Annotated in this window: 18 protein-coding genes; 11 read left to right on the top strand and 7 right to left on the bottom strand. The window is 56.6% G+C overall.

Features of this window, described 5'->3' with window-relative positions; translation table 11 throughout:
* Positions 1-13: 13 nt before the first annotated feature.
* Both pncA and chiD read left to right on the top strand, forming a co-directional pair.
* Positions 14-646 (top strand): bifunctional nicotinamidase/pyrazinamidase, encoded by a 633-nt coding sequence (pncA, locus tag J0X03_RS10270; protein WP_129993018.1) that lies wholly within the window; start codon positions 14-16, stop codon positions 644-646.
* 233 nt (positions 647-879) lie between these two features.
* Complete coding sequence (gene chiD, locus J0X03_RS10265; protein ID WP_129993017.1) at positions 880-2,157, top strand: chitinase ChiD; 1,278 nt, start codon at positions 880-882, stop codon at positions 2,155-2,157.
* A gap of 45 nt (positions 2,158-2,202) precedes the next feature.
* Here chiD and J0X03_RS10260 read toward each other — a convergent pair whose 3' ends face one another.
* Positions 2,203-2,475: a YeaC family protein gene (locus J0X03_RS10260; protein WP_004932218.1), complete on the bottom strand. Its 273-nt coding sequence runs from the start codon at positions 2,473-2,475 to the stop codon at positions 2,203-2,205.
* Between the two features lie 63 nt (positions 2,476-2,538).
* On the bottom strand, positions 2,539-2,952 hold the full coding sequence (msrB, locus tag J0X03_RS10255) for a peptide-methionine (R)-S-oxide reductase MsrB (RefSeq protein ID WP_033643315.1): 414 nt from the start codon (positions 2,950-2,952) through the stop codon (positions 2,539-2,541).
* 348 nt (positions 2,953-3,300) lie between these two features.
* On the opposite strand from msrB, the gene gapA reads away from it, so the two are divergent.
* Together gapA and J0X03_RS10245 are read left to right on the top strand one after the other, a co-directional pair.
* A complete protein-coding gene (gapA, locus tag J0X03_RS10250) occupies positions 3,301-4,296 on the top strand; it encodes a glyceraldehyde-3-phosphate dehydrogenase (RefSeq protein ID WP_004932222.1) in 996 nt (331 codons plus the stop codon).
* Positions 4,297-4,490: 194 nt separating this feature from the next.
* The gene (locus J0X03_RS10245) at positions 4,491-5,366 is read left to right on the top strand and encodes a D-hexose-6-phosphate mutarotase (protein ID WP_089197128.1); all 876 of its coding nucleotides are present in this window, start codon (positions 4,491-4,493) and stop codon (positions 5,364-5,366) included.
* Positions 5,367-5,460: 94 nt separating this feature from the next.
* Here J0X03_RS10245 and J0X03_RS10240 read toward each other — a convergent pair whose 3' ends face one another.
* On the bottom strand, positions 5,461-6,225 hold the full coding sequence (locus J0X03_RS10240; RefSeq protein WP_033643317.1) for a MipA/OmpV family protein: 765 nt from the start codon (positions 6,223-6,225) through the stop codon (positions 5,461-5,463).
* Positions 6,226-6,651: 426 nt separating this feature from the next.
* Between J0X03_RS10240 and yeaG the strand changes: the two genes are divergently transcribed.
* The 3 genes from yeaG (at position 6,652) to J0X03_RS10225 (ending at position 10,545) form a co-directional block, all read left to right on the top strand.
* Positions 6,652-8,586 (top strand): protein kinase YeaG, encoded by a 1,935-nt coding sequence (gene yeaG, locus J0X03_RS10235; RefSeq protein WP_016927472.1) that lies wholly within the window; start codon positions 6,652-6,654, stop codon positions 8,584-8,586.
* 131 nt (positions 8,587-8,717) lie between these two features.
* Positions 8,718-9,986, top strand: a complete 1,269-nt coding sequence (locus tag J0X03_RS10230; RefSeq protein WP_069100695.1) for a YeaH/YhbH family protein — start codon at positions 8,718-8,720, stop codon at positions 9,984-9,986.
* A 328-nt stretch (positions 9,987-10,314) separates the two neighbouring features.
* Complete coding sequence (locus J0X03_RS10225) at positions 10,315-10,545, top strand: hypothetical protein (RefSeq protein ID WP_033643319.1); 231 nt, start codon at positions 10,315-10,317, stop codon at positions 10,543-10,545.
* A gap of 174 nt (positions 10,546-10,719) precedes the next feature.
* On the opposite strand, the gene J0X03_RS10220 is transcribed toward J0X03_RS10225, so the two are convergent.
* Together J0X03_RS10220 and J0X03_RS10215 are read right to left on the bottom strand one after the other, a co-directional pair.
* On the bottom strand, positions 10,720-11,409 hold the full coding sequence (locus J0X03_RS10220; RefSeq protein ID WP_042784718.1) for an alpha/beta hydrolase: 690 nt from the start codon (positions 11,407-11,409) through the stop codon (positions 10,720-10,722).
* Between the two features lie 140 nt (positions 11,410-11,549).
* The gene (locus tag J0X03_RS10215) at positions 11,550-11,888 is read right to left on the bottom strand and encodes a hypothetical protein (protein WP_156965103.1); all 339 of its coding nucleotides are present in this window, start codon (positions 11,886-11,888) and stop codon (positions 11,550-11,552) included.
* Positions 11,889-12,280: 392 nt separating this feature from the next.
* Here J0X03_RS10215 and J0X03_RS10210 point away from each other — a divergent pair, with 392 nt between their 5' ends.
* Complete coding sequence (locus J0X03_RS10210) at positions 12,281-12,457, top strand: GhoT/OrtT family toxin (protein ID WP_033634815.1); 177 nt, start codon at positions 12,281-12,283, stop codon at positions 12,455-12,457.
* Between the two features lie 160 nt (positions 12,458-12,617).
* Here the strand turns inward: J0X03_RS10210 and J0X03_RS10205 are convergent, their stop codons facing one another.
* Positions 12,618-12,914, bottom strand: a complete 297-nt coding sequence (locus tag J0X03_RS10205; RefSeq protein WP_033643321.1) for a hypothetical protein — start codon at positions 12,912-12,914, stop codon at positions 12,618-12,620.
* Positions 12,915-13,139: 225 nt separating this feature from the next.
* Here J0X03_RS10205 and J0X03_RS10200 point away from each other — a divergent pair, with 225 nt between their 5' ends.
* From J0X03_RS10200 to J0X03_RS10190, 3 genes are all read left to right on the top strand, one after another.
* The gene (locus J0X03_RS10200; protein ID WP_089194855.1) at positions 13,140-13,622 is read left to right on the top strand and encodes a hypothetical protein; all 483 of its coding nucleotides are present in this window, start codon (positions 13,140-13,142) and stop codon (positions 13,620-13,622) included.
* Between the two features lie 306 nt (positions 13,623-13,928).
* Positions 13,929-14,489, top strand: a complete 561-nt coding sequence (locus J0X03_RS10195; RefSeq protein WP_033643325.1) for a 3'-5' exonuclease — start codon at positions 13,929-13,931, stop codon at positions 14,487-14,489.
* Positions 14,490-14,566: 77 nt separating this feature from the next.
* Positions 14,567-15,760: a multidrug effflux MFS transporter gene (locus J0X03_RS10190; RefSeq protein WP_046687233.1), complete on the top strand. Its 1,194-nt coding sequence runs from the start codon at positions 14,567-14,569 to the stop codon at positions 15,758-15,760.
* Positions 15,761-15,768: 8 nt separating this feature from the next.
* Here J0X03_RS10190 and dadX read toward each other — a convergent pair whose 3' ends face one another.
* On the bottom strand, positions 15,769-16,842 hold the full coding sequence (dadX, locus tag J0X03_RS10185; RefSeq protein WP_033643327.1) for a catabolic alanine racemase DadX: 1,074 nt from the start codon (positions 16,840-16,842) through the stop codon (positions 15,769-15,771).
* Positions 16,843-16,871 lie beyond the last annotated feature (29 nt).

The raw sequence follows: 16,871 nt of genomic DNA, 5'->3' as shown, positions 1-16,871 counted from the left end.
CTCTGGAGCGGCGATGAAAACGGCCCTGTTGTTGATTGATCTGCAAAACGACTTCTGCCCCGGCGGCGCGCTGGCGGTCGCGGAGGGCGACGCCGTCATCCCGGTCGCCAATCAGGCGATCGCCGCCTGCCTGGCGCGCGGCGAACCGGTGGTGGCCAGCCAGGACTGGCATCCCGCCAATCACCGCAGCTTTGCGGTGAACTCCGATGCGCAGGTCGGCACCCTCGGTGAGCTGGAAGGCCTGCCGCAGGTATGGTGGCCGGTGCACTGCGTACAAGGGAGCCTCGGCGCCGATTTTCATCCCCAGTTACAGCGGCAACACATCAATGCCGTCTTTCGCAAAGGGCAAGATACGAACATCGACAGCTACAGCGCGTTCTTCGATAACGGCCACCGTGCGCAAACCGAACTCCACGGCTGGCTGCAATCGCAGGGCGTCCGGCGGTTGGCTGTCATGGGCCTGGCGACCGACTACTGCGTGAAGTTCAGCGTGCTGGATGCGCTGGCTGCCGGCTATCCGACGCAGGTGATCGTCGACGGCTGCCGCGGCGTGAATCTGCAGCCGGACGACAGTGAGCGGGCGCTGCAGGAGATGGCGCGCGTCGGCGCTCAACTGGTTACCCTGTCACAATTTCTCGCCAATTAAATCCTGCCGGGCGCTATCGGCGCCCTCTCTGGGCGGCGGCGAAAATATCGACGCCGCTCACAATGCTGTTCTTCTTCTCCTCCAGCCGCTTGTGACCGGCAGGCGCTTTTGCTGTTATGGCAGCGACGCTTTTGGCGTCAAACGGTTATACGCATCCGGGGCCCGCTGAGCCCGGCTTTATTGTGACCGCTACTGGCGGTACGGTCGGCCTTGCCGATCCCAAGGAGACAAACATGAAAATAACCCGAAAACTGCTGCCTTTGCTGGCAGCGGTGCACTTGGCTATCGCCGGTATCGGCGCGGCTCAGGCGGCCTATCTCTCCGTCGGCTACTTCAACGGCGGCGGCGACGTCACCGCCGGCCCCGGTGGTGACATCGACAAGCTGGACGTGACGCAAATCACCCACCTCAACTATTCGTTTGGCCTGATCTACAACGACGAGAAAGACGAAACCAATGCGGCGCTGAAAGACCCTGCTCGCCGCCACCAGATCTACCTGTCGCCGAAAGTCACGGCCGATCTGCAACGTCTGCCGGTGCTGCGCAAACAGAACCCCGAGCTGAAAGTGCTGTTGTCGGTCGGAGGCTGGGGCGCACGCGGTTTCTCCGGCGCCGCCGCCACCGCGGAAAACCGGGCGATTTTCATTCGCTCCGCGTTGCAGGTGATCGAGCAGTACCGGCTGGATGGGATCGATCTGGACTGGGAATACCCGGTAAACGGCGCCTGGGGTTTGGTGGAAAGCCAACCGGCAGACCGCGACAACTTCACCCTGCTGCTGAAAGAGCTTCATCAGGCGCTGGGTAAAGGCAAACTATTGACCATCGCCGTCGGGGCCAACGTCAAAAGCCCACGTGAATGGGTCGATGTAAAAAATATTGCGCCCTACCTCAATTACATCAATCTGATGACCTACGACATGGCTTACGGCACGCAGTACTTCAATGCCAACCTGTACGATTCAACGCGTTGGCCAACCGTAGCCGCCGCCGATCGCTACAGCGCCGATAACGTGGTAAAGCATTATCTGGCCGCCGGTCTGAAACCGGCGCAGATGAACCTGGGTATCGGTTTCTACGGCCGGGTGCCGAAACGGGCGACCGAGGCGGGCATCGACTGGGACAAGCCGGACGCCGCCAACCATCCGGTGACGCAGCCTTACTTCAGCGCGCGAGAAATCGCCCTGTTCCGCACGCTGGGATTGGATCTCAGCAAAGACACTTATTTTAAATACCGCGATATCGTCAACAAATTGCTCAACGATCCGCAGCAGCGTTTCCGCGAGCACTGGGATGACGACGCCAAAGTGCCATACCTGACGCTGCAATCCGCCGAAGGCAAGCCGCTGTTCGCCATCTCGTACGAGAACCCGCGTTCGGTGGCCATCAAGGCCGATTACATTAAAAGCCAGGGATTGGGCGGTGCGATGTTCTGGGAATACGGCGCAGACGACAACAACCGGCTGGCGCAGCAGCTGGCGGAATCGCTGGGCATAAAGGGCGAGAAACGTTGAATCGACGGGGCGATGGCAACATCGCCCCGCTTTAGGGGTGGAGCCTTACTGCGGCTTGAGTTTCACCAGCGGCTCGGCAACGAACTGCTGCTTCAGCTCTTGTTTGCTCTTCATCACGATCTGCCCGTCGGTGCCGATGCTCATATGCTGCGGATCGACGTTGTTCATCGACTGCCACAGCATCACCGCCTGCAGGCTGTTTTCCTTTTGCTCCGGCGTCAGCGCCACGCCGTCCGGCCATTTGCCCAGTTCAACCGCCTGCACCAGGCGTTGGTATATCTCGGGCGTCATCGCCGCAATCAGATCTTTCACGTCCATCAGGGCCCTTCTCGCTTACGGAAGAATAATTAGCTGAATCGATTTTGTTGGTTAAATTACCGCTTAACCGGCCGTTTGATCGCCATTTTCGCCATCGGTGAAACTCAGCGAGGCGGAATTGACGCAGTAACGGTCACCGGTCGGCTGCGGGCCATCGGGGAATACATGCCCCAGGTGCGCGTCGCAGTGGCCACAGCGGATTTCAACACGATGCATATTATGTGAATTATCATCAAGATAACGGATTGCATCGGCGGAAACCGGCTCGTAAAAGCTGGGCCAGCCGCAGCCGGAATCGTATTTGGTTTCGGAATAGAACAGCGGCTGGTTACAGCACAGACAATGGTACACGCCCTCACGCTTGTTATGCAGCAATTTGCCGCTAAACGGCGCTTCGGTGCCACGCTGTTGTGTGACATAACGTTGGATTTCATTCAGTTCCGTGACCGGATGAGCGGGGGTTGTCTCTTTAGCCATTTGTGCTTATCTCTGAATGTGGATAATGTCAACGAAAACAATGATTAATAATAACAAAAAATTAACACCGCTGCAGGGGTTTTTGGCCTAAACTGTAGCCCATAAAGGCCACGTCACGATGATATGTGATAGCGATCACACATCTTGCGTATGCTGACTTTATACTTGGCGGCTTGTCCCCATATAACGGATGAGGCCGAGCGCAAATGGACTGTGCAATAAGCGTGCAAAACCACCCTTCCGGTTTGACTTGCCGCAAGTATTGACACGATTCCGCTTGACGCTGGGTAAGGTTTTTGTAATTTTACAACCAACCTTTTATTCACTAACAAATAGCTGGTGGAATATATGACTATCAAAGTAGGTATCAACGGTTTTGGCCGTATCGGTCGCATTGTTTTCCGTGCTGCTCAAGAGCGTTCTGACATCGAGATCGTTGCAATCAACGACCTGTTGGACGCAGAGTACATGGCTTACATGCTGAAGTATGACTCTACTCACGGCCGTTTCAACGGTACGGTAGAAGTTAAAGACGGCCACCTGGTTGTTAACGGCAAAACCATCCGTGTTACCGCAGAGAAAGACCCGGCTAACCTGAAGTGGAACGAAGTGGGCGTTGATGTGGTTGCTGAAGCGACCGGTATCTTCCTGACCGACGAAACCGCACGTAAACACATCACCGCCGGCGCTAAAAAAGTGGTTCTGACTGGCCCATCCAAAGATGCGACCCCAATGTTCGTTCGCGGCGCCAACTTTGACAAATATGCCGGCCAGGACATCGTGTCCAACGCCTCTTGCACCACCAACTGCCTGGCGCCACTGGCTAAAGTCATCAACGACAACTTCGGTATCGTTGAAGGCCTGATGACCACCGTTCACGCCACCACCGCGACTCAGAAAACCGTTGATGGCCCGTCTCACAAAGACTGGCGCGGCGGCCGCGGCGCATCCCAGAACATCATCCCTTCTTCTACCGGCGCAGCGAAAGCGGTTGGCGTGGTTCTGCCAGAACTGAAAGGCAAACTGACCGGCATGGCGTTCCGCGTACCGACCCCTAACGTGTCCGTTGTTGACCTGACCGTTCGTCTGGAAAAAGCGGCTACCTACGAAGAAATCAAGAAAGCCATCAAAGACGCCGCTGAAGGCTCTATGAAAGGCGTTCTGGGCTATGTTGAAGACGACGTGGTTTCCACCGACTTCAACGGCGAAGTGCTGACTTCCGTGTTCGATGCCAAAGCCGGTATCGCACTGAACGACAACTTCGTGAAACTGGTTTCCTGGTACGACAACGAAACCGGCTACTCCAACAAGGTTCTGGATCTGATCGCTCACATCTCCAAGTAATGGCATGATGTTAAGCTGATAATGAGGGCGACATTTTTTTGTCGCCCTTTTTTTACCCGTCATCTTTCGAGTCACAGCGTTGTTCGCTGCACACACTCACCTCAGTCACTGTCTAAGCATGCGCCTGAGGGCCTGGTTGTGACCCGAAAGCTAATAGGGTCCATTTCTATTTCCGGCAAACAATAGGTTATGAAATGAACGAGAAAATTTTCACCCTGCCCGTTTCCGAACAGATTTCTCCTTATATCAGCCAGCGCCAACTCGATGAGCTGGGCGTGGTGGTCGTGTCGCACCCGAAAGTGCGCGCGGCGGTCGCGCTGCAGGGTGCGCATTTGCTGGCCTGGCAGCCTAGCGGTGAGCAGCCGGTAATTTGGCTCAGCAACAACACGCCTTTCGCCAAAGGCAAGGCCATCCGCGGCGGCGTGCCGATCTGTTGGCCGTGGTTCGGCCCGGTGGCGCACCCCTCCCACGGGTTCGCTCGCAACCAGCCCTGGAGCCTGACGGCGCACGATGAAGATGACAACGGCGTCATCCTGACCTTTACGCTGAAAGACAATGAGCAGACCCGCAAGCTGTGGCCGCACGCCTTCACGCTGATTGCTCGCTTCAAGCTGGGTGAAGAGTGCGAGATCGAACTGGAATCGCACGGCGATTATCAAGCCACGGCGGCGCTGCACAGCTACTTCCAGGTTGGCGATATCGATCGGGTCAGCGTGGCGGGCCTGGGCGAACCTTATATTGATAAGGTGGCGGGCGGCGTCGAAGCGCGTCAGACGGGCGAAGTGACCTTCGTCGGCCAAACTGACCGCGTCTATACCCGTCCGGAGGCCTTCAGCCTGATCCGCGATCCGGCGCTCGCACGCACCATCGAGGTTCATCACCATCATATGAGCGACGTTATCGCCTGGAACCCCGGCGTAGAGCTGTCCTGCAGCATGGGAGACATGCCGAACGACGGTTACAAGACCATGGTCTGCGTTGAGACCGGGCGCGTCAGCAAACCGCTGGTCGCCGCCGGCGAACAACCCGCCCGTTTGGGTGTGACCTTCCGCAGCCGTAAAAAGGCCTGAAACCCCGTGCGCGTCAGCGCACTACGGATGTGCAAAAGGGGCGCTCGCGCCCCTTTTTGATGCACGCCATGCACACTTATCGTGCAATGCGCGATTAGAAGGTGTAGCTCACACCCGTCATCAGCAAACCGGTGTAAGATTTATCCACCATCGGGCTGTCTTTCACTTCATCCGACAACTTCACATAGCGGCCGAGGAAGAAGGCGTTCCAGCTCTTGTTGATCTGGTAATTGGCGCTCAGCTCGAGATACGGCGCCCAGCTATCGCTCGGGGTGTAGCTGTCCAGACCGCTGCGGCGCGATTCATTGGCGCTGACGCCATAGTAATATTTGTTCTGGTTTTTGCTGTTCCACATCACGCCTACGCCCGGAACCAGCGTCAACGCGTCCAGATCAAACTTGTACAGATAAGCCACATCGCCCACCAGCCCGTTGCTGTAGTTCAGCGTGTCGCCGGTGAAGGTGGTGCGAATGGTGCCCCACTCTGCGTTGTGTGAATAGGCCAGGCCGGCCATCAGCGTGCCGCGACGCTTGTCGAGACGCTTCATGCGATCGTCGTCGCTGTCGCCCGGACGGTAGCCCCATGGCGTGTAATACCCCATGATGCTCAGCTGATTTTCTTGATCTTTCCACAGGTAGTAACCGGCGGTCAGAGTACGGAAGTAGAAGTCGTCACCTTCATAGTCGATGACGGGCACCGGATAAACGCGATCCTGATAACCGCGATACGGGTCCGGGCTAACCAGCGCGGCAGCACCCAGTGACCAGGTTCCCGCCTGGGCACTTTGCGCACAAACCATTGCGGAAGCGATAATTGCTAGCGTTTTGAGTTTTGAAATCTTCACTGGTTCTTTTTCCATAAATTACAGGGTTAATAGCCGCAATAGTTTATGTGAAAATTTAGTTACGCGCCTAATCTTTACAATAGAAAACGACCAAGATCGAATAACTTATAGCGGAATTATGAATTAATCATGGCGGAACGATGACGATTCATGCCGCAGGCCGCGCCAGACAAGGCATTTGGTTATCCCGGCAATAACTGAGTCATTGATATGACTTAAAAAAAGCTTTTTCTACGGCAGGAAATTTTCCGGCAAGCAAACTAAGCTTAAATCAGAAGGTGAATTTATCCTGGGCCCAGTGGCATACAGCGCAACTCGCGATAATAAGCGCACCAAGTTGGCATACGGGTTGCTGTACTCAGGCGTATTCTCATCTTTCGGGAGCCAGAACACTATCACACGCTCTCTTTAACCTGTGCTAATAACGAAAGGACGGGCATCATGAACATATTTGACCACTATCGCCAGCGCTACGAAGCTGCCAAGGACGAAGAGTTCACACTGCAGGAATTTCTTACCATTTGCCGGCAAGATCGCAGTGCCTATGCCAACGCGGCCGAACGTCTGCTGATGGCTATCGGTGAACCTGTGATGGTCGACACTGCGCTAGAATCACGCCTGTCGCGCCTGTTCTCCAACCGCGTGATCGCACGCTATCCGGCCTTCGAAGAGTTCTACGGCATGGAAGAGGCCATCGAACAGATCGTCTCTTACCTGAAACACGCCGCTCAGGGCCTGGAAGAGAAGAAACAGATCCTTTACCTGCTGGGCCCGGTGGGCGGCGGCAAGTCCTCGCTAGCGGAACGTCTGAAAGCGCTGATGCAGCGCGTGCCCATCTACACCCTCAGCGCCAACGGCGAACGCAGCCCGGTCAACGATCATCCGCTGTGCCTGTTCAATCCGCAGGAAGATGCCACGATCCTGGAAAAAGAGTTCAATATCCCAAGTCGCTATCTCGGCACCATCATGTCGCCGTGGGCGGCGAAGCGCCTGCATGAGTTCGGTGGCGATATCACCAAGTTTAAAGTCGTGAAAGTGCGCCCTTCCATTCTGGAACAGATCGCCATCGCCAAAACCGAGCCGGGCGATGAGAACAACCAGGACATCTCGGCACTGGTCGGTAAAGTGGACATCCGTAAACTGGAGAACCACGCGCAGAACGATCCGGACGCCTACGGCTATTCCGGCGCCCTGTGCCGCGCCAACCAGGGGATTATGGAATTCGTCGAGATGTTCAAAGCGCCGATCAAGGTGCTGCATCCGCTGCTGACCGCAACCCAGGAAGGCAACTACAACGGCACCGAAGGCATCTCCGCCCTGCCGTTCAGCGGCATTATTCTGGCGCACTCCAACGAATCCGAGTGGGTGACCTTCCGTAACAACAAGAACAACGAAGCGTTCCTCGACCGCGTGTATATCGTCAAGGTGCCTTACTGCCTGCGCGTGTCGGAAGAGATCAAGATTTACGACAAATTGCTGGACCACAGCGAGCTGACCCACGCGCCCTGCGCGCCGGGCACCCTGGAGACGCTGGCGCGGTTTAGCGTGCTGTCGCGGCTGAAAGAGCCGGAAAACTCGAGCATTTACTCGAAAATGCGCGTGTACGACGGCGAAAGCCTCAAGGATACCGATCCGAAGGCCAAGTCCTATCAGGAGTACCGCGACTACGCCGGGGTTGACGAAGGCATGAACGGCCTCTCCACCCGTTTCGCCTTTAAAATCCTCTCGCGAGTGTTTAACTTCGATCACGCCGAGGTGGCGGCTAACCCGGTGCACCTGTTCTATGTGTTGGAACAGCAGATCGAACGCGAACAGTTCCCGCAGGATTTGGCCGAGAAATACCTGGAGCACCTGAAAGGCTACCTGATCCCGAAATACGCCGAGTTTATCGGCAAGGAGATCCAGACCGCCTATCTGGAATCCTACTCGGAATACGGACAGAACATTTTTGACCGCTACGTGACCTACGCGGACTTCTGGATTCAGGATCAGGAGTATCGCGATCCCGATACCGGTCAGCTGTTCGATCGTGAGTCCCTGAACGCCGAGCTGGAGAAAATTGAAAAGCCGGCCGGGATCAGCAACCCGAAAGATTTCCGTAACGAAATCGTGAACTTCGTGCTGCGTGCCCGCGCCAATAACAACGGCCGTAACCCGAACTGGACCAGCTACGAGAAGCTGCGCACCGTGATCGAGAAGAAAATGTTCTCCAATACCGAAGAGCTGTTGCCGGTGATTTCGTTCAACGCCAAAACCTCGACGGACGAGCAGAAAAAACACGACGACTTCGTCGACCGTATGATGGAGAAAGGCTATACCCGTAAGCAGGTGCGCCTGCTGTGTGAATGGTATCTGCGGGTCAGAAAATCCTCATAACGCCTCAGGTAAGCGGCATTATCAGGGGCATGTCCACCGCATGGACGTTGCAGCGCAGCCCACGGAGGGGCTGACACATTGCGCTGCAGCGGCCGGGACATGAAGAGTTGGCAACGTCGTTTGGGGGAAGTATGGCCTATTTCATTGACCGGCGGCTGAACGGCAAAAACAAGAGCACGGTGAACCGCCAGCGCTTCTTGCGCCGTTACAAGTCGCAAATCAAACAGTCGATTGCCGAAGCCATCAACAAGCGTTCGGTCACCGACGTAGACAGCGGGGAGTCAGTCTCTATCCCCACTGACGATATCAACGAACCGATGTTTCATCAGGGGCGCGGCGGCACGCGCCATCGCGTTCACCCGGGCAATGACCACTTCGTGCAGAACGATCGCGTCGAACGGCCTCAGGGCGGCGCAGGCGGTGGCGGCGGCCAGGGCAACGCCAGCCAGGACGGTGAAGGCCAGGATGAGTTCGTCTTCCAGATATCCAAAGACGAGTACCTCGATCTTTTGTTCGAGGATCTCGCCCTGCCCAACCTGAAAAAGAATCAGTACAAGCAGCTGACCGAGTTCAAAACCCACCGCGCCGGCTATACCGCTAACGGCGTGCCGGCCAACATCAGCGTCGTGCGTTCGCTGCAAAACTCGCTGGCGCGGCGTACCGCCATGACCGCCGGTAAAAGGCGCGCGTTGCACGAACTGGAAGACGCGCTGACCCAGTTGGAAAACACCGAGCCGGTGCAACTGCTGGAAGAAGAGCGGCTGCGCAAAGAGATTGCCGAACTGCGCAAGAAAATCGAAAGCGTGCCGTTTATCGACACCTTCGATCTGCGTTACAAAAACTACGAGCGTCGGCCGGAGCCCTCCAGCCAGGCGGTGATGTTCTGCCTGATGGACGTATCCGGTTCGATGGATCAGGCCACCAAAGACATGGCCAAACGTTTTTACATTCTGCTTTATCTGTTCCTGAGCCGAACCTACAAAAACGTCGAGGTGGTCTATATTCGCCATCACACCCAGGCGAAAGAGGTGGACGAGCAGGAGTTCTTCTATTCGCAGGAAACCGGCGGCACCATCGTCTCCAGCGCATTGAAACTGATGAACGACGTGGTCGAAGAGCGTTACGATCCGGCGCAATGGAATATCTACGCCGCGCAGGCGTCGGACGGGGACAACTGGGCCGACGATTCACCGCTGTGTCACGAGCTGTTGGCGAAGAAGATCCTGCCAATGGTGCGGTACTACAGCTACATCGAAATCACTCGCCGCGCTCACCAAACGCTGTGGCGCGAATACGAAGATCTGCAAGAGAAATTCGACAACTTCGCCATGCAGCATATCCGCGAACCGGACGATATCTATCCGGTATTCCGCGAACTGTTCCGCAAACAGACCGCGTGAATAATATCGCGGTAATCATAGCAGCCGGAGAACCCGTTTTCCGGCTGTTTCTTTTTCACCCTGATATATCCCTCACACATAAATTTTGACCTTCACCGGCAAAATAATAAGCCGCATTATCCCGAATGACGACCTCTATTATTATTTCTTCTGAGGTTATTCCTAAACCTTCACATCCTCCCTCATGCGTCTTGATGGGAATATTCCCATTCAGTTATCGTTAACACACGCATCGGGTTCCACCCTAAGCGAAATTTGACTCATTTTATTTTCTATGGCTTCTCAGCCCGCTTCGGCGGGCAATTTACCTGTCAGCAGGTTAGACACCATGATCGATTACACCCTCTATGGCCTCAACAAGAATGATGTTGATGAATACCATAAGCAAATCTGCTGCCTGCTCGGCAAAAGCGTGCTGCTGGTGCTTATCGCCAACAAACCGATCACCAAACAGAATCTGCTGGCCAGTCTTATTCAGGAAGTTGAACAACAGCACGACGAGTATTTTCAAAAATTGCATCGCGCGGCAATAGAAATGATCGGCGTTAACGGGCGCTAGATCGATATGCGCAAGGCGGAAATCTACGCCATTATTGCCGCCGCCGTGGTGTTGATTATGCTGTTAATAATGAACTCCGGCAGCGATATCAGCGCTTATCCCTAATGCGAAGCGAAGCACCCCTTTGCCGCAAGGTGTCTCTTTTTTGGCCCGAAGCGCGTTTCTGCCCGGGTTTTATTTTGAACCGGCCGCTTCGTCAATCAATCCCGCCACGTCATCGGCATGGGAAACCAGCGAGGCATGACTGGCCTTCAGCACCATGACTTTCTTAGCCTGCAGCCGCTGCGCCATACGCCGTTGGTTCTCCGGCGCTATCATGCGGTCGTCGCTGGAGAGTTGATACCACGACGGTTTATGTTTCCAGGCGGGCTCACCGAGGGGGTTGCCGAAGGTATCGGCCAATGGCGCCTTCTGCGTCGCCGCCATCACCAGAGCCTCGTCGGCGGTAAGATCCTGGCAAAAGCTTTCGTGAAACTTGTCGGTCTTGATCCACAGATAACCGTCGCTGTCCGGAATCAGATTCGCGACTGCCGCAGGAGGATGCGCTTGCGTAATGCCACCGGGGCTTTCACCGGCATCCGGCGCAAACGCGGCAATGTAGACCAGGCCGACCACGTTAGGCTGGTTGCCCATTTCCGTGATCACCGCGCCACCGTAAGAGTGCCCCACCAACAATACCGGTCCCGCTTGCTGCGCGACCATCTTGCGCGCCCGTTCCGCATCCTCAGCCAGTGAGGTCAGCGGCATTTCCACCGCATGAATCGCCGAATAGCCCCTGCGCGACAACTCGATAATCACCTTACTCCAGTGCGCGGCGCCGCCCCAGAATCCGTGCACCAGCACGATGGTTGGTTTTGTGCTCATTGCCGACCTCTTCATCTCATTTGGAGGCGCTGTAGACAGATCAACAGCCGCCCTACAGGGACGCGCCTTGCAGCCGGCGACGTCGCGCGATCTCCATTTATATAGTTAGCACTGCGGTATTCGGCAATAGCTACGACGGGTTAAGGCGCTCGGTTTACAGGCGTCGTCATGACTTGCCGAGGCAGCGTACGCCGTGGCGGCAGTGCAAAAAACGGGATTAAAACTAGGATTTTTACCCATGCCGATCTAAAATCCCACGCAAAAACAAAGACAAGTAAATTTGGTTCATCGGGAAAAGGAATGAAGTTGTGAAGGAAATGATCTCCATCGTATTGATGACATGCCTGCTGGCGCTGCTGTTTTCGTGGCTGTTCGTCTACGGTCTTAACATTCATTAAACCTACAGCAACACCAAACCCCCCTTCCTGGCTGACCGGCAGCGCATCCGGACGATGCGCTAAAAACCCCTCTCCCCGCATGTTTCTATCCCATCATTCGCCCGCCGACAGCTAAAAAGAACCCAAAGCTCGCCGGCGCAACGCGATCTCGCCTTCGTCTGCTCGCCCACTAAAACATCAATAAAATTTATGATTGATAACCTCGTCGCGTTTCCGGACGTCTGAATGACTATTTTCCTTCTTCACACCGTTCCCGCCTGAAATCAGGCTGACAACCTTAAAATGTTACCGGTAACTATGTTGTTGATTTCTTTTCGTAATAAACATAAAGCCGTTAATAACCTTACATTCTTTATAGAAATAAATTATCCATTCTTATGGATAAAGGCATGAATTAACGGCCTTCGGTCATTGATTATCGCCCGCCAAGCTCCTAAAATTCGCGCGTAAAAATACAACTGGGATCGAGTTTCATGTCGTCGCTGTGGGTTGCAACGCAATACTGTTATTTTATTGGTCTGTTAGTTTCAATGATTTTCACCTACCTGGTAAGCAGGGACACCGTCAAAATTCGTTGCATCAGCGCGCTGACCATCGGGTTAACCTGGCCGTTGAGTCTGCCGGTCGTCTTGCTGTTTTCGCTGTTCTAACGCCCTAACAGGCTGTGCCGCCACGGATGCTTTTAAACAGCCGTGCTAATGGAATGGGTCAGCCGACGACGCTGCCCCCTCACCGGCGAAACAAGTGACGATACGGCGCATTGTTAAATGAAAGGCCATTTCCCCGCGTAACGTATTATTTAGGGGGCGACTATTCACCGCGCCGCGATCGCCAACGGCGGTACAGCCGCCCCGCGCCCCATACCATCAGCCATAGTAAAATATTCCCCCCCAACCAAAGCATCAGTAGGTAGAGGAAAGTCTGATAACCGGGTATGCCCCGATCGGCGAAGAACGGATTAAAGTGCAAGAATTTGACGATCGCGAAGGGATTAAGATTGAAACGGGTGAAGACGCAGGCGGTCAGCACAGGCGGCAACAGGATGTAAAACGCCAGGGTGAATATCAGCAGCAGCCTGGTGCCATGCGTGTTTTTATAATCTTTCATATCAGCGTATTGCTTGCTTCATCTCAGTGCGAGAATCGCCTGGCGATCGCTCGCCAATCGACCCTGCGGGCCAAAAATAGTTCCGCGCAAACGCGGGAATAAAGCCGGTTCAGCGTTTAATTCTCATTTAGCGCTCGGGTGATATATACCCTGTGGATTATAAATTACGATGCCGACGCGCCGCCTTCAACTGCAGCGTTTGCGTGGCGTCATCAGGAGGCCCTAATGAAACCGGACGCACTCTCCCTGCCGCCGAGCGCCAAAAAACTCAAAGTGATCTACGGCTGGTATATTTATGTGATCTATATCCTGCTGGTTTTCAACATTTACATGGCGGTCTACAACGTCTGCGTTCGGCATCCGATCGAAGCCCCGCTGCTATCGCTGTGTCACAGCCTGTTTCTCGCGCTGATGTTGCAACAGGTGCTCAAGAAAAACGTCGTTTTCGCCTGGATCTTGTTGGGCTATTTTATTCTGATGCGCCTGTATTACGCCAATGTGCTGCACATTGAGTTCACGCTGGTGAGCCGTGGCCTGGTGCTGCTGATTCTGACGCTGCTGCTGACCGGCACCGTGGCCGTCGGGCAGCTGGCCACGCCGCCACAGCGGCATGACTGGCTGGCTCGCCTAGGCTGGCGGCAATGGACGACGCTCGCGGCGCTGGCGGCGATCCTGACCCCGCTGATCACCACCGATTACCTCGGCTAAACGCGGTGCTATCTGGGGATATGGGGCTCTGAAATGTCTACGATGCGGCATATTTTGGTGTAGTTGCCTGCCTTCTCACAGATCTTGTCCGTGACGAACACGCTAAGGTAGCCCAGCAGCAGCAAGTAGCCAACCATGCACAAAATAAAGATAAGCGTTCTCACCGATAGCGACCAACCTGACAAGAGTATCTCCAGCATCATAACCTGAACGAGGCGCTTTAAAAGGATTTCATGTGCGCACTGGCCGCATCGGCGCACGTTCTGTAGTAACATTAAGCCACCACGCCAACCACCGGAAACGCCGATGCACCATCTGATGTTAGACATTGAAACCCTGGATATAAAACCCAGCGCCGTGATTTTGGTGGTCGCGGCGGTGTTTTTCGATCCCCGCACCGGCGAACTTGGCGCAGAATTCGAGGCCGCCGTCAGCAGCCAGAAAGATCAGCCGGGGCGAACCATAAGCCTGGACACGGTTGCCTGGTGGGCGAAACAATCCGATGAAGCGCGCAAGCTGGCCTTCGGCGGCACCGAGAGCCTCAAGCGCGTGCTGAGCAGTCTCAGCCGTTTTATCCATATGAACAGCACCGATACGGTAAAGGTCTGGGGTAACGGTAAAGAGTTCGACTGCGCGATCCTCGAACACGCCTTCCAGCAGTTGGAGATGCCCTGTCCGTGGAAATTCTGGGATACCCAGGATGTGCGCACGGTGATAACGCTGGCGGAACTGCACGGCTTTAACCCGAAAAAGACCCGTCCGTTCGAAGGCATGCCGCATCGCGCGTTGGATGACGCTCGCCATCAGGCCCGTTATGTGGCCGATACCGTCTCGGCGCTTTATCTCCGCCCGGGAGCGCAGCGCTGACCCGCTTTGCCCCTTTTCATTTGCCGCCAGAATCTCTACTCTAGCCCTCTTTGTCACTAGGACGTGCCTTTCCTGCTATGCAAAAGTTCCTGTTTCTGCTTCTCAGCCTGGTGCTGCTCGGCCCATTGGGCATCGATCTCTATCTGCCCACCATTCCCGCCATCGCCGCCGGCCTGGGCAGCAGTGAAGCGCTGATCCAATCCACCATTTCGCTGTTTATTCTGGTGCTCGGCCTCGGTCAAATCATCGCCGGTCCGTTGGTGGATAACTATGGCCGCAAACCGGTGGCGCTGGCCGGCATTATTCTCTACACGATCGGCGCGGCAATGGCGGCACTGGCCACCAGCCCGACGATCTTCATCGCGTCGCGCCTGTTGCAAGGGGTTGCGGTCTGTTGCACCGCCGTCGTCGCCTTCAGCGGCGTGCGCGATCGGCTGAATGGCGACGACGCCGCCCGCGCCTTCGGCTTTCTCAACGGCACGCTGAACATCATCCCGGCATTGGCGCCGCTGCTCGGCGGCCTGCTCGCCGAAGCCTTCGGCTGGCGCGCGCCCTTTTGGTTCCTGGCCGGTTACGCGCTGCTGGTGTTGGTGCTCATCGCGCTGCGCCTGCCGGAAACTCGCCCCGCCGACACCGTGCCGGTCAAAGGGCTGCCGGTGCGCCAATACGCGCGCATCCTCAGCGAACGGCGTTTCCTCTCTTTCGCGGTGGTGAACTCCGGGGCGATGGGCATGGCGCTGACCTACGTTTCTCTGGCGCCTAACGTGCTGATGGGCACTGCGGGCCTGACTCCGCTGCAATTCTCGTTGGTGTTCGGCGCCAACGGCTTCTGGATCATGTTGGTCAGCTTCTTCGCTAACCGCATCATCCACAAAGTCGGCCGCCCGGTTTGTCTGGCGACCGGCGGCATTTTGATGGGGTTGGGCTGCCTGGGCCTGCTGCTGGGCGTCATGTGGCTTCCCGCGGCGGCGCAAGCGCACTGGCTGGCGTATATGCTGCCGGTCGCCAGCGCCTGCGCCGGGTTGGCGTTCGTGATGGGCCCGGCCACCAGCTATGCGCTGGAACCGTACTCCAATGAGGCCGGCGTCGCGTCCGCACTGGTCGGTTTCGTACAGATGGCCGGGGGCGCCGCGCTGGGGCTGCTGGCGATGGCGCTGCCGCTGCAACCGAAGCTGTCGCTGGCTTTGGTCATGCTGGCGGGCTGCCTGCTGGCGCTGCACGCGCGGCGGCTCAGCAAGCAGATTAAAGGACAGATCAGAAAAGTCGCCTGAGCCGCGGCTCAGGCTTCGGTAACGACCGGCACCCGTGCCGCCAACGCCGACAACAGTTCATAGCCTAACGTCCCTGCCGCCGTGGCCACCTCGTCCACCGGCAGGCGTTTTCCCCACAGCTCCACCTCGGCGCCCAGTTCAACGTGGGGACAGGGCGTCAAATCCACCGCCAGCATATCCATCGATACCGTTCCCAGGGTGCGTGTCAGCACGCCATCGACCCATACCGGCGTTCCGGTCGGCGCATGACGCGGATAGCCGTCGGCATAACCGCAGGCCACCACGCCGATACGCTGCGCGCCGGCGGCGCTGTAACGGCCACCGTAGCCCACGCGATCTCCAGACTTCAGCTGCTGAATGCCGATGATCTCGCTGCTCAGCGTCATCGCCGGCTGCAACCCCGTCGATGCGATATCGTTCCAGCATCCGCTCGGCGAAGCGCCATAGAGAATGATCCCAGGGCGCACCCAGCTGCCGTGGGTCGCAGGATGCCACAGCGTAGCGGCCGAGTTGGCCAGGCAACGCGGCAGCGGTACATCGGCCGCCGCCGCCTCGATGGTGGCCATCTGCTGAGTTACGCCTTCCGGCCCGTCGGCGGTGGCGAAGTGACTCATCAGCGTAAGCTCGGCAATATTGGCGACAGCCTGCGCCCTGCGCCACACCTCATGCAGGCGCTCGGGCGCAAACCCCAGCCGATTCATGCCGCTGTTCACTTTCAGATAGACATCAAGCGGCGCACTCAGCTTTGCGTCGGCGATCGCCGCCAGTTGCCAGTCGCTGTGCACCGCCGTCGTCAGGCGATAACGATCGAGCAAGGCCAGATCCTGTCGCTGGAAGAAGCCTTCCAACAACAGGATCGGCCCCTGCCAACCGGACTCGCGCAGCAACACCGCTTCGGCCAGATCCAGCATGGCGAAGCCGTCGGTGTGCGCCATGCTGCGCCAAACGTGTTTGATGCCGTGGCCATAGGCGTTGGCCTTGACCACCGCCCAGACTTTGGCGCCGGGGGCGAAACGGCGCACCACCTGCAGGTTGTTTTCAATTGCGCCGAGATGCATCGTGGCGGTTATCGGACGGGGCATCGCTTCTCCTTGGGGCAGCGTACAGCGGC

It is taken from the genome of Serratia ureilytica (genome assembly GCF_017309605.1).
In the GTDB taxonomy this organism is placed as follows: Bacteria; Pseudomonadota; Gammaproteobacteria; order Enterobacterales; family Enterobacteriaceae; genus Serratia; species Serratia ureilytica.
Note: the sequence above shows the minus strand (reverse complement) of the source record. Positions and strands in the feature narration are given on the sequence as shown.

Bases quoted from the DNA above. Each gene is read 5' to 3' on its own strand.
- dadX (WP_033643327.1), bottom strand. From the start codon at position 16,842: ATGCCCCGTCCGATAACCGCCACGATGCATCTCGGCGCAATTGAAAAC.
- J0X03_RS10215 (WP_156965103.1), bottom strand. From the start codon at position 11,888: ATGCGGGGAGAGGGGTTTTTAGCGCATCGTCCGGATGCGCTGCCGGTC.
- J0X03_RS10230 (WP_069100695.1), top strand. From the start codon at position 8,718: ATGGCCTATTTCATTGACCGGCGGCTGAACGGCAAAAACAAGAGCACG.
- J0X03_RS10220 (WP_042784718.1), bottom strand. From the start codon at position 11,409: ATGAGCACAAAACCAACCATCGTGCTGGTGCACGGATTCTGGGGCGGC.
- J0X03_RS10190 (WP_046687233.1), top strand. From the start codon at position 14,567: ATGCAAAAGTTCCTGTTTCTGCTTCTCAGCCTGGTGCTGCTCGGCCCA.
- chiD (WP_129993017.1), top strand. From the start codon at position 880: ATGAAAATAACCCGAAAACTGCTGCCTTTGCTGGCAGCGGTGCACTTG.
- yeaG (WP_016927472.1), top strand. From the start codon at position 6,652: ATGAACATATTTGACCACTATCGCCAGCGCTACGAAGCTGCCAAGGAC.
- J0X03_RS10260 (WP_004932218.1), bottom strand. From the start codon at position 2,475: ATGGACGTGAAAGATCTGATTGCGGCGATGACGCCCGAGATATACCAA.
- J0X03_RS10245 (WP_089197128.1), top strand. From the start codon at position 4,491: ATGAACGAGAAAATTTTCACCCTGCCCGTTTCCGAACAGATTTCTCCT.
- J0X03_RS10225 (WP_033643319.1), top strand. From the start codon at position 10,315: ATGATCGATTACACCCTCTATGGCCTCAACAAGAATGATGTTGATGAA.
- J0X03_RS10210 (WP_033634815.1), top strand. From the start codon at position 12,281: ATGTCGTCGCTGTGGGTTGCAACGCAATACTGTTATTTTATTGGTCTG.
- J0X03_RS10195 (WP_033643325.1), top strand. From the start codon at position 13,929: ATGCACCATCTGATGTTAGACATTGAAACCCTGGATATAAAACCCAGC.
- msrB (WP_033643315.1), bottom strand. From the start codon at position 2,952: ATGGCTAAAGAGACAACCCCCGCTCATCCGGTCACGGAACTGAATGAA.
- J0X03_RS10200 (WP_089194855.1), top strand. From the start codon at position 13,140: ATGAAACCGGACGCACTCTCCCTGCCGCCGAGCGCCAAAAAACTCAAA.
- pncA (WP_129993018.1), top strand. From the start codon at position 14: ATGAAAACGGCCCTGTTGTTGATTGATCTGCAAAACGACTTCTGCCCC.
- J0X03_RS10240 (WP_033643317.1), bottom strand. From the start codon at position 6,225: ATGGAAAAAGAACCAGTGAAGATTTCAAAACTCAAAACGCTAGCAATT.
- gapA (WP_004932222.1), top strand. From the start codon at position 3,301: ATGACTATCAAAGTAGGTATCAACGGTTTTGGCCGTATCGGTCGCATT.
- J0X03_RS10205 (WP_033643321.1), bottom strand. From the start codon at position 12,914: ATGAAAGATTATAAAAACACGCATGGCACCAGGCTGCTGCTGATATTC.